The 11,878-nt window shown below is 65.5% G+C and carries 10 protein-coding genes; 9 read left to right on the top strand and 1 reads right to left on the bottom strand.

Translation table 11 applies throughout. From position 1 onward, the window contains the following. The first annotated feature begins 31 nt into the window (after positions 1 to 31). Positions 32 to 961 carry a PaaI family thioesterase gene (locus tag RND64_RS17000; protein ID WP_049698768.1) on the top strand — a complete coding sequence of 310 codons (930 nt, stop codon included), beginning with the start codon at positions 32 to 34 and terminating at the stop codon, positions 959 to 961. 7 nt (positions 962 to 968) lie between these two features. On the opposite strand, the gene RND64_RS16995 is transcribed toward RND64_RS17000, so the two are convergent. Then, positions 969 to 1,616 carry a pentapeptide repeat-containing protein gene (locus RND64_RS16995; protein WP_049698769.1) on the bottom strand — a complete coding sequence of 216 codons (648 nt, stop codon included), beginning with the start codon at positions 1,614 to 1,616 and terminating at the stop codon, positions 969 to 971. A 107-nt stretch (positions 1,617 to 1,723) separates the two neighbouring features. Between RND64_RS16995 and RND64_RS16990 the strand changes: the two genes are divergently transcribed. The 8 genes from RND64_RS16990 (at position 1,724) to RND64_RS16955 (ending at position 11,878) form a co-directional block, all read left to right on the top strand. Beyond that, positions 1,724 to 2,530 (top strand): TIGR03084 family metal-binding protein, encoded by an 807-nt coding sequence (locus RND64_RS16990; RefSeq protein WP_049698770.1) that lies wholly within the window; start codon positions 1,724 to 1,726, stop codon positions 2,528 to 2,530. A gap of 53 nt (positions 2,531 to 2,583) precedes the next feature. Further along, positions 2,584 to 4,368, top strand: a complete 1,785-nt coding sequence (locus tag RND64_RS16985; RefSeq protein ID WP_049698771.1) for an acyclic terpene utilization AtuA family protein — start codon at positions 2,584 to 2,586, stop codon at positions 4,366 to 4,368. A 3-nt stretch (positions 4,369 to 4,371) separates the two neighbouring features. Next, positions 4,372 to 5,547, top strand: a complete 1,176-nt coding sequence (locus RND64_RS16980) for an acyl-CoA dehydrogenase family protein (protein WP_049698772.1) — start codon at positions 4,372 to 4,374, stop codon at positions 5,545 to 5,547. Next, a complete protein-coding gene (locus RND64_RS16975) occupies positions 5,544 to 7,142 on the top strand; it encodes an acyl-CoA carboxylase subunit beta (RefSeq protein WP_049698773.1) in 1,599 nt (532 codons plus the stop codon). The genes RND64_RS16980 and RND64_RS16975 overlap by 4 nt, the downstream gene beginning before the upstream one ends. An 8-nt stretch (positions 7,143 to 7,150) precedes the next feature. Continuing rightward, the gene (locus tag RND64_RS16970; RefSeq protein ID WP_049698774.1) at positions 7,151 to 9,196 is read left to right on the top strand and encodes an acetyl/propionyl/methylcrotonyl-CoA carboxylase subunit alpha; all 2,046 of its coding nucleotides are present in this window, start codon (positions 7,151 to 7,153) and stop codon (positions 9,194 to 9,196) included. Then, positions 9,193 to 10,350: an acyl-CoA dehydrogenase family protein gene (locus RND64_RS16965; protein ID WP_005206603.1), complete on the top strand. Its 1,158-nt coding sequence runs from the start codon at positions 9,193 to 9,195 to the stop codon at positions 10,348 to 10,350. Before RND64_RS16970 ends, RND64_RS16965 begins: the two co-directional genes overlap by 4 nt. Positions 10,351 to 10,421: 71 nt before the next feature. Continuing rightward, on the top strand, positions 10,422 to 11,252 hold the full coding sequence (locus RND64_RS16960) for an enoyl-CoA hydratase family protein (protein ID WP_049698775.1): 831 nt from the start codon (positions 10,422 to 10,424) through the stop codon (positions 11,250 to 11,252). After that, entirely contained in the window at positions 11,249 to 11,878 is a 630-nt protein-coding gene (locus RND64_RS16955; RefSeq protein ID WP_049698776.1) for a TetR/AcrR family transcriptional regulator, read from the top strand. Before RND64_RS16960 ends, RND64_RS16955 begins: the two co-directional genes overlap by 4 nt.

Here is an 11,878-nt window from a genome sequence, read left to right as displayed (position 1 = left end):
GCCCCGGGATGCGGGGTGATGAAGTGAACGCATGAACGACAACAAGCACGACGATGCTGTAGCCGTGCCGACGACAGGTGTGGTGCGCGATCCGGTCGCGGCGTTCGGCGTCGGGGCGATGCGAATCGACGACGGCGTGGTCGTTGCGGAGCAGCAACTCGGCCCACGATTCGCCGACCATCGCGGACTCATCGACCTCCCCGCGTATGCGGTCCTTTTCGACCACATCGGTGGCATCCCGTATCACCGCGCCACAGACTCGCCGTGCATGCAGGCTCGCCTGGTGTTGTCGACGGTCGGCCGGGCAGGACTCACCGACCACCTCACCGGCACCGCGCAACTGCTGATGCACGACGCCAAGGTCGGTGTCACCGAGATCCGCGTCGGCGACGGCACCGAGGACTTCTGTGTCGGCACCGCGCGCAACGTCGCCGTGGGCCGAGCCGTTCCGGACGATTTCGACAACGCCGAGCTGGCGCACGATATCCCGGACGCCGCGTCGCTCGATGCTGTTCTTGCACAACCGATTCCGGATGATCTCGACGGCGAGACCATCGTCGCGCAGATCGCTCGCGGAGAGCGTGACCGTGGTCCGCTCGCCGAGTTGCTCAACGCCACCATCGATGTCGACGGCGCGCCGTCGAACGCCCTGCGACTCGTCGTCGACACGGAGGCATGGATGGGAAACATGTTCGGCACCATGCACGGTGGCGTGATCGGCACCATCGTCGGTGCGGCGTGCTCGCTCGCGGGGCAGCAGAAGGCTCGTGCCGGTCAGGAGTATCGCGTCGGCGATCTCTCGGTGGCGTACTTCCGCTCACCGCCGGTCGACGGCAGTCGCGTGATCGTCGACGTCGAGCCGTTGAAGGTGGGGCGTCGAATCGCGACGTTCTCGACGCGCATGACGGGCCCCGACGGCACGCTGCTCGCCGTCGGCGCCGCGGACATCCACTTCCGCTGAGAAAGCGCTATTCGACGGCGATACCGAGGTGGGCGGCGAACTGCTCGGCAAGCCCGACGGCCTGATGGGCGGTGATCGTCGCGCCCGCAAGCCCTCCCAGATTGCGCACGTTGTTCACGCGCAGGTCGCGGAGATCGACGTCGGTCAGCGTGGCGCGATGGACGTCGAGTGAGGCGACGGTGGTGTCGTCGAAGGCGACACGCGTCAACGTGGCCTCCGAGACGTCCAGTTCGTCGATGACGCACGACCGGAAGATCACGTCGCGGGCCTCGTTGCCGCTGAGGTTGACCAGGCCGAGCTTGCAGTCGGAGATGATCACCGAACGCATCTTTCCGCCGAAGAGGTCGAGCGCGCCGATTCGGCTGTTCTCGATGCGCACGTTGTGCAGCATCGAGCGCGGCGCGAACACGCGTGCGCTGCTCACCTCGTCGAATCTGCTGTCGACGATGCGGACGCCGGTGAGGTCGGCGTCGTCGAGCGACGTGCGCACCACGGAGCACGTCGTGAGCGAGACGTCGCCGAAGTCGACGCCAGCGAGGTCGGTGTCGGCGATCAGAGAAGCCTCGATCGCGTCGCCGACGGCGACATCCTGCGCGTTCAACGGTTCGAGGTGGGGAGTTGGTAGCCGACTGATGCGGGGCGGTCGAATACTCATCGTCGACAAGCCTACGTCGGGGACATGACAGGGCCTCCGAACTGGCCGGATGACAAAAACAAGCAAGCGTGATTGCTTTTTACCGTCGACTGTGTGACGCTGCTTACATGTCGATCGTGGGTGATCTCGTGGCTGACCTCGCCGCCGCAGGAGATGAACTGGACGCGCTGGTGTCGTCGCTCGACGACGCTGCGTGGCACACCGATACTCCGGCGCCGGGGTGGACGGTCGCGCACCAGATTGCGCATCTCTACTGGACGGACAAGGTGGCGCTCCTCGCGGCCACCGACCCCGAAGCCTTCGCCGAGGTAATCGCAGAGGCGATGCGCAACATCGACGGCTTCACCGATGTGACCGCCGAAGAAGGCGCCGCACGCCCCAGGGCCGAGTTGCTCGACGACTGGCGCGCCGCGCGGGCCGCACTGGGGCAGGCACTCGTCGACGTCCCGGACGGCGCGAAGATCCCGTGGTTCGGGCCGCCGATGTCTGCGGCGTCGATGGCCACCGCACGGATGATGGAGACCTGGGCGCACGGACTCGACATCGCCGACGCGCTCGGCGTCGAACTCGAACCGGCCGACAGCATCCGGCACGTCGCTCACATCGGTGTCCGCACGCGTGATTTCGCGTATGCGGTCAACGGGATGACACCGCCGCAGCAGCCCTTCCGGATCGAACTGGTCGCTCCGTCGGGCGAGCTGTGGACGTGGGGACCCGATGATCCCGACGCCGTCGACGGCACCGTGCGCGGGCCCGCCGTCGACTTCTGTCAGCTCGTCACCCAGCGACGTGCACTCGCAGACCTCGACCTGCAACTCGACGGCGAGCGCGCCCGCGAATGGGCCGCAATCGCACAGTGTTTCGCAGGTCCTCCCGGAGCGGGCCGTGCCCCGCGCAACGCCGCAACCTTCTGAACGCCCGAGCACAAGAACTGTCAGCACCGTCGACCATCCGAATCGGAGTAGCGATGACTTCAACCACAAGTCGCACCAGCACCAGCCGATCGAACCGCCCCGTCCGAATCGGCAACGCCTCGGGCTTCTATGGCGATCGCTTCAGCGCAATGCGCGAGATGCTCGAGGGTGGTGAACTCGACTATCTGACAGGCGATTATCTCGCCGAGCTGACCATGCTCATCCTCGGCCGCGATCGCTTGAAGGACCCGAAAACGGGTTACGCCAAGACATTTCTGCGTCAAATGGAGGAGTGCCTCGGGCTCGCCGTCGACAAGGGCGTGCGGATCGTGAGCAATGCGGGTGGCCTCAACCCGCACGGCCTCGCGGTTGCGCTGCGCGAACTGGCGGACAAGCTCGGAGTCGACGCATCGATCGCCTTCGTCGACGGTGACGACATCCTCGACCGCGCAGACGATCTCGGACTCGGCACACCGCTCACGGCAAACGCATACCTCGGTGCGTTCGGCATCAAGTCGGCGCTCGACTCGGGCGCCGACGTCGTCGTCACCGGGCGCATCACCGATGCCTCGCTGACCGTCGGACCCGCAGCGAGCGCATTCGACTGGGAGTACGGCGATCTCGACGCCCTCGCTGGTGCCGTGGTCGCCGGTCACGTGATCGAATGCGGCGCGCAGGCGACGGGCGGCAACTACTCGTTCTTCACGGAGCTGCCCCGGATGGGTCGCCTCGGATTTCCGATTGCGGAGGTCGCGTCCGACGGTACGTCGGTGATCACCAAACATCCGAACACCGGCGGTGCCGTGACGGTGGGAACCGTGACAGCACAATTGCTGTACGAGGTCGGTGGTCCTCGCTACCTCGGACCGGACGTGACCACCCGGCTCGACACCATCACGCTGCGTTCCGACGGTGAGGATCGAGTCGCCATCAGTGGTGTCAAGGGCGAGGCGCCGCCCGAGACCGTCAAGGTCTCGCTCAACCATCTCGCAGGCATCCGCAACGAGATCACCGTCGCGATCACCGGACTCGACATCGAGGACAAGGCCGAACTGTTCCGCGATCAGTTCCGCGCAGAGCTCGCGTCGGTGCCCGAGCAGATGTCGTGGGAGTTGGCACGACTCGACCGACCCGACGCGCAGAGCGAGGAACAGGCGACGGCGCTGCTGCGCTGCGTTGCCCGCGACACCGATCCCGAGAAGGTCGGCAGAGCGTTCAGCAACACCGCAGTCGAACTGGCGCTGGCGACCTTCCCCGGGTTCACGATGCTCGCACCACCCGGAAAGGGTTCTCCGTTCGGCGTTTTCGAGCCGGGTTACGTCGACGCGAAGCTCGTCGACCATCGCGTGTCCTTCGCCGACGGCGTGAGCGAGAGCATCGAACCGAGTCCACTGCGTACCCAGGTGCCCGCAGACGAACCCGAACCGCGCAGCGTCGTCGACGTCGACGATCCCGGGCCCACCGCGGCGTCGCCACTCGGTCTGGTGGCCGGAGCGCGCAGCGGCGACAAGGGCGGCAGCGCCAACATCGGTGTGTGGGTGCGCAACCCGGAACACTTCGACTGGCTCGACGCGACACTCGACGTCGACCTGATCAAGAAGCTTCTCCCGGAGATCGCCGACCTCGAGGTCAAGCGCTTCCGGCTGCCGAACCTGTCAGCGCTGAACTTCGTCATCGAGGGTGTGCTCGGACGCGGTGTCGCCGACAATGTGCGTTTCGATCCGCAAGCCAAGGGAATGGGCGAATGGCTGCGTTCGCGACCCGTGCCCATTCCGCTGAGCTTCGTCGCCGAGACATCCTCTACCGCGCCATCATCCGAGTCATCGGAAAGGAACTGACCTGTGCCACTAATAGATCCGCAGTGGGAGACGTCGGAACGACGCGCTCTGCGTGACGCGGTCAACGGATTCGTCGAAAGGCACGTGCTGCCTTACCAGGATGAGTGGGAACGCGAGGGCTTGCTTCCCCGCGAACTACACTCCGAAGCAGCCAAACTCGGCCTCTTCGGACTGGGGATCGACGAATCGTTCGGTGGTAGTGGTGGCGATCTCATCGATGCGTCGATCCTGGGCGAAGAGTTCCACTATGCGGGTGGTGCCGCGGGCGTCTTCGCCTCCTTGTTCACGCACGGAATCGCGTTGCCTCACCTGATCGCCGCCGGCGATCCCGACCAGATCGACCGATGGGTGCGGCCGACGCTCGCCGGCGAGAAGATCGGCAGCCTTGCGATCACCGAGCCGGGCGGCGGAAGCGACGTCGCACATCTGACGACGCGGGCACAGCGCGATGGCGACGAGTTCGTCGTCAACGGCGCCAAGACCTACATCACCTCCGCGGTGCGAGCCGACTTCGTGGTCACCGCGGTACGCACGGGCGGACCAGGCGCCTCGGGGGTCTCGCTTCTCGTGATCGAGAAGGACACACCGGGTTTCACCGTGACGCGCAAGCTCGACAAGATGGGTTGGCGCAGTTCGGATACCGCGGAGTTGGCCTTCGTCGACGTACGCGTTCCGGTGGCCAACCTCGTCGGCGCCGAGAACAGCGGCTTCGCCCAGATCGCAGCGGCTTTCGTGACCGAACGATCGGCACTCGCCGTGCAGGCGTACGCGAGTGCGCAACGCTGCCTCGACCTCACCCTCGACTGGACGCGCGAACGTGAGACCTTCGGCAAGCCGCTCGCTGCCCGACAGTCGGTGCAGGACACGCTGACCGAGATGGCACGCCGCATCGACGTCGCGCGGACCTACTCGCGGGGAGTCGTCAACCGGAAGGTTGCCTCCGACGACGACCTCATTGCCGAGGTGTGCTTTGCGAAGAACACGGCTGTGGAGACCGGGGAGTGGGTTGCCGACAAGGCTGTTCAGCTCTTCGGCGGCCTCGGCTATATGACGGGCACCGAAGTCGAGCGTCAATATCGCGACATGCGCATCCTGGGGATCGGTGGGGGAACCACCGAGATTCTGACCGGACTCGCGGCAAAACGACTCGGCTACATCGCACAGGGGAGCACACGATGACCGCATTGCGTTCGACGATCGACCCGACGAGTGACGACTTCACCGCCGCGCGCGACTCGATGATGGAGAAGCTCGACCAGATACACGGTGAACTCGACAAGGCGCTCGCGGGCGGCGGTGAAAAATACGTCGAGCGGCATCGCAAGCGCGGCAAGATGACTGCCCGGGAACGCATCGAGATGCTGCTCGATGAAGACTCGGACTTCCTCGAACTGTGTCCGCTCGCGGCATACGGGTCGAACTTCCACGTCGGAGCGTCGGTCGTCGTGGGTATCGGCGTCGTCGAAGGGGTCGAATGTCTCGTCGTCGCCAGTGACCCTACGGTCAAGGGCGGGACATCGAATCCGTGGACGCTGCGTAAGACGTTGCGCGCCAACGATATCGCCATGCAGAACAGACTCCCGGTGATCTCGCTCGTCGAGTCGGGTGGTGCCGATCTACCGACGCAGAAAGAGGTGTTCGTTCCCGGCGGTCGGATGTTCCGTGACCTGACACGGCTGTCGGCAGCGGGGATTCCGACGATCGCGTTGGTCTTCGGAAACTCCACGGCCGGCGGGGCATACGTCCCGGGCATGAGCGATCACGTCGTGATGATCGACGGCCGTTCCAAGGTGTTCCTCGGCGGACCGCCGCTGGTGAAGATGGCCACCGGCGAGGAAAGCGACGACGAGTCCCTCGGTGGCGCTCAGATGCATGCGCGTACTTCGGGTCTGGCCGACTACTACGCCGCAGACGAACAGGATGCGATCCGGATCGGGCGTCGGATCGTGTCGCGGCTCAACTGGACCAAGGCCGGTGGGCAACCGCGCGCACAGGTGCGGGAACCGCGCTACGACCCCGAAGAACTCCTCGGTATCGTCCCACCCGATCTCAAGATCCCGTTCAACCCGCGCGACGTGATCGCGCGGGTCGTCGACGACAGTGATTTCGACGAGTTCAAGCCCGAATACGGCAACTCGTTGTGTACGGGGTGGGCCGACATCCACGGTTATCCCGTCGGCATCCTGGCCAACGCGCAAGGCGTGCTGTTCAGCCAGGAGGCGCAGAAGGCCACGCAGTTCATCGAACTCGCCAATCGCTCGAATACGCCACTGCTGTTCCTGCACAACACAACCGGCTACATGGTCGGTAAGGAGTACGAGCAGAACGGCATCATCAAGCACGGGGCGATGATGATCAACGCGGTGTCGAATTCGAAGGTGCCGCATTTGTCGGTGCTGATGGGCGCCAGTTACGGGGCGGGTCACTACGGAATGTGTGGGCGCGCATACGATCCGCGGTTCCTGTTCGCCTGGCCGAGCGCGAAGTCGGCGGTGATGGGAGCCGCGCAACTGGCAGGCGTCATCTCGATCGTCTCGCGCGCGGCGACCGAGGCGCGTGGCGGCACGGTCGACGAGGCCGCGGACGCGGGGATGCGGCAGATGATCGAGGCGCAGATCGAAGCCGAGTCGGTGCCTGCGTTCTTGTCGGGCATGCTCTACGACGACGGCGTGATCGATCCGCGTGACACGAGAACTGTTCTGGGGCTGTGCTTGTCGGCGATCCATAACGGTCCGGTCGAGGGGACGTCGAATTTCGGCGTCTTCCGGATGTGAGGTGTGAGATGACAGAACAACATTCAACGATCACCTCGGTACTCGTCGCCAATCGCGGCGAGATCGCGCGACGCGTGTTCGCGACCTGTCGTCAGATGGGCATCGGGACCGTCGCGGTCTACTCCGATCCGGACGCCGATGCGCCGCACGTTGCCGCAGCCGATGTCGCTGTGGCGCTTCCGGGATCGACGTCGGCAGAGACCTATCTGCGTGGCGACAAGATTATCGAGGCCGCCAAGCTCGCGGGCGCGGATGCGATTCATCCCGGCTACGGATTCCTCTCGGAGAACGCCGAGTTCGCGCAATCGGTGATCGACGCGGGACTGACCTGGATCGGGCCGCCGCCCGGCGCGATCGACGCGATGGGATCAAAGGTCAACGCCAAGAAGTTGATGGCCGACGCCGGCGTGCCGGTCCTCGGCGACATCGACCCTGCCGCCGTCACCGAGAGCGACCTGCCACTGCTGATCAAGGCGTCTGCGGGCGGCGGTGGACGCGGTATGCGGATCGTACGGTCGGTCGACGAGTTGGCCGAGCAGGTTGCCGCCGCCGAACGCGAAGCGGCGTCGGCGTTCGGTGATCCGACAGTCTTCTGTGAGCCGTATGTCGAACGGGGACATCACATCGAGGTGCAGGTGCTCGCAGACGAGCACGGCGCGGTCTGGGCTGTCGGAGAGCGGGAATGCTCGATCCAGCGCCGTCACCAGAAGGTGATCGAGGAGGCGCCCGCGCCTCTCGTCGAACGGATCGGCGGAGATCTCCGCGAACGCCTCTACGACGCCGCGAGGAAGGCCGTGTCGGCGATCGGCTACACGGGTGCGGGAACCGTCGAGTTCCTCGCCGACGAGACCGGTCGCTTCTACTTCCTGGAGACCAATACGCGTCTGCAGGTGGAACACCCGGTCACGGAGTTGACGACCGGGACCGACCTCGTGGCCTGGCAACTGCGCGTCGCGATGGGTGAGCACCTCGACGTCGAGGAGCCCGGAACTCGCGGACACGCGATCGAGGTGCGCCTCTACGCCGAGGACCCTTCTGCGGGATGGCAACCGCAGTCGGGAACCATGCACCGCATCGAGCTCGACGCACAATCGCATTTCGGACCACTCGACCGTCCGGGCGTGCGTGTGGACGCGGGTATCGAATCAGGCTCGGAGATCTCGACGTTCTACGACCCGATGCTGGCCAAGGTCATCAGTTGGGCGCCGACACGTGGTCGTGCCGCTGCGATTCTCGCCAGAACGCTGTCCGACGCGGCGCTCCACGGCCCGACGACCAACCGCGACATGCTGGTGAACACCCTGCGGGAGTCGACATTCGTCAGTGGCGACACCGACACCGGATATCTCGAGCAGATCGGCCTCGACGTCTTGTCGACGCCGCTGGCCGACGAGTCGACGGTGACGCTGGCCGCTGTAGCCGCGACGCTGGCGGAGGTGGCCGTCAACCGGGAACGCGCCCGCGTTCAACGAAGTCTGCCAGCAGGCTGGCGGAACATGCCGTCGCAGTACTCGCGCAAGATCTTCCGCACCGACGACGACGTCGAGCACGAGGTCCGATACCGGTGCACGCGTAGTGGTGGCGTCGAGCTTCCCGACCTCGCCGACACCGAGGTGGTGTCGGCGAGCACAGGGCAGGTCGTTCTCTCCCACAACGGGATTCGACGGACCTTCGACGTCGCGCGATACGGCGACGACGTCTACGTCGACACAGCCGGGGCGTCGGTGCACTTCCGGCGGCCACCGCGCTTCGTCGATCCCAGCGCAGTCGCGCGACCGGGTTCGCTCCTCGCGCCGATGCCGGGTTCGGTGATCCGCGTTGCGGTTTCCGAGGGCGACCGCGTTACAGCCGGTCAGCCGTTGATCTGGCTCGAAGCGATGAAGATGGAGCACACCGTCGCGGCGCCCGCCGACGGTGTTGTCAGCACGCTCGCCGTCGAACCGGGACGCCAGCTCGCCGTCGGTGACGTGCTCGCGATCATCACCGATGAGGCCGACAGCGACAGCGCCACAGAGCATTCCAGCACACTCACACCTCAGGAGACATCCGCATGAGCTTCGTCGAAACGGCCGAACGGGCCGATCTGCGTGCCTCGGTGGCCGCACTGGCCACCAAGTACGGGCAGGACTACTTCCGCGAGTGCGCCCGCGAGGGCCGAAAGACCGACGAGTTGTGGTCGGAGGCAGGCAAGCTGGGCTTCATCGGGGTGAATCTTCCCGAGGAGTACGGCGGTGGCGGCGCAGGCATGTACGAGTTGTCGATCGTGATGGAGGAGATCGCAGCGGCGGGCACCGGCCTGCTGATGCTGGTTGTCTCACCGGCTATCTGCGGCAACATCATTGCGCGGTTCGGCACCGACGAGCAGCGCGACCGGTGGCTGCCGGGGCTTGCCGACGGATCGATCACCATGGCCTTCGGTATCACCGAGCCCGACGCGGGGTCGAACTCGCACCAGATCACCACCACGGCGTCGCGCGACGGGTCGGACTGGGTTCTCAACGGGCGCAAGGTGTACATCTCCGGAGTCGATCAGGCAGATGCTGTGCTCATCGTCGGTCGGAGCGAGGATGCGAAGACCGGCAAGTTGCGGCCCGCGCTGTTCATCGTGCCCACGGACGCACCGGGGTTCGAATACAAGATGATCGACATGGAACTGGTGAACCCGGAAAAGCAGTTCGGGCTCTACCTCGACGATGTGCGCCTGCCTGCTGACGCACTCGTCGGCTCCCCGGACGCGGCACTGAGCCAACTCTTCGCCGGTCTGAACCCAGAACGCATCATGGCTGCGGCGTCCGCGGTGGGGATGGGACGTTTCGCGCTGGGCAAAGCCGTCGACTACGTGAAAGAGCGCACGGTCTGGAAGACCCCGATCGGCGCGCACCAGGCAATTGCACATCCGCTGGCGCAGGGGAAGATTGAACTCGAGATGGCCAAGCTCATGATGCAGAAGGCCGCCACACTCTACGACGCGGGTGACGACTGGGGTGCTGCCGAGCCGGCCAACATGGCGAAGTATGCGGCCGCCGAGGCGTGCGTCAAGATCGTCGACCAAGCTGTTCAGTCAATGGGTGGCAACGGTCTGACAACCGAATACGGTGTGGCGCCGCTGCTTTCGCTCGCACGGATTGCGCGTGTGGCACCGGTCAGTCGCGAGATGGTGCTGAACTTCGTTGCGCAGACCAGCCTCGGACTGCCGAAGTCGTACTGACACCTCTATTTCCGATCCGCCATTCACATCAGACCAAACTCTGCCCGAGGACCACAGGAAGGCGCAGGTCGATGACCGCCACAGACAGCGAAGTCGTACACATCGGGATCGACGCCGGCGTCATGACGCTCACACTCGACTCGCCGGGCAACCGCAATGCGTTGAGTCGCGCGCTCGTGACCCAACTGTCGTCGGGGCTGACGAGGGCGGCGACCGACGAGGACGTGCGGGCCGTCGTGCTGACACATGCGGGCGGAACCTTCTGTGCGGGCGCTGATCTCGGCGAGGCGCTCAAGCGTGGCGCCTCTGCCGAGGAGGCGTCTGCCGAGGCGACGTCGTCGATGGTCGAGTTGATGAGCACGATCCTCGAGCTGCCGAAACCGGTGATCGGACACGTGGACGGGCATGTCAGGGCAGGAGGTTTCGGTCTGCTCGGTGCCACCGACATCGCACTCGCCGGACCGAAGAGCACCTTCGCGCTGACCGAGACACGGCTCGGCCTTGCACCATCGGTGATCTCGCTCGTGCTGGTGCCGAAGATGACGGCTCGAGGTGCTAGTCGATACTTCCTGACCGGGGAGAAGTTCGACGCCTCGATCGCGGCGTCGATCGGAGTCGTCACTCAAGCCTGTGACAGCACAGAGGCTCTCGCGCAGTCACTGGGGGAGATCCTCGACGGTATCCGACGTGCGTCGCCGGTCGGACTCGCCGCGTCGAAGGAACTCACCACCGCGACGGTGCGCGACGAGTTCGCGCGGTTGGCGCAGCGTCGTGCGCAGGAATCGGCGGCATTGTTCTCGGGTGACGACGCACGGGCGGGGATGGAAGCGTTTCTGTCGAAGCGTCGGCCGCCGTGGGATCTGACCGTCACGCAAGCCGACACCGGGGCAACGAGAACATGACGTCTCCGCGTACGACGGCAAACCGTGAACCCCGGCAGGAGCGCTCGCGCCAAACGCGGGAACGGCTGCTGCGCTCGGCCATACAGGTTCTGGCTCACGAGGGATGGGCGTCGGCCACGGTGGCCGCGGTCGCCCAGCGCGCGGGGGTGTCCAGGGGTGCTGCGCAGCACCACTTTCCCACACGCGAGGCATTGATCTCGGCGACGCTCGAGCAGATCTTCGACGACCTCACCCTCAACGCCGACACGTTGATCCGGCCCGACGCGGACGAGTCACGGCGCGTGCGGATCGCGGTCGAACAGGCCGTGAGTATTTACACCGGGACCGAATTCAAGGCTTCGTTGCAGATCTGGGCGGCGGCCGCGTCGGATCCCGCGCTGCGCGAACTGATTCTGCCGATGGAGGCCAAGTTCGCCCGAGCGGCGCATCGGGTGACTGTTGCCGCGCTCGACCCCGATGGCACGAATCCCCGGGCGCACCGTGCTGCACAGGTGACGCTCGACCTCGCTCGCGGTCTCGGACTCGCGGACACGCTGTCGGACGATTCACGACGCCGCGCGCAGGTGGTCGACACCTGGGTGGAGATGGTCACCGATGCGCTCGACGTCGACTCTCAGGACAGGTGA

Source organism: Gordonia sp. w5E2 (assembly GCF_036540975.1).
GTDB lineage: Bacteria > Actinomycetota > Actinomycetes > Mycobacteriales > Mycobacteriaceae > Gordonia > Gordonia jacobaea.
This window is presented reverse-complemented; position numbering and strand designations above follow the sequence as displayed.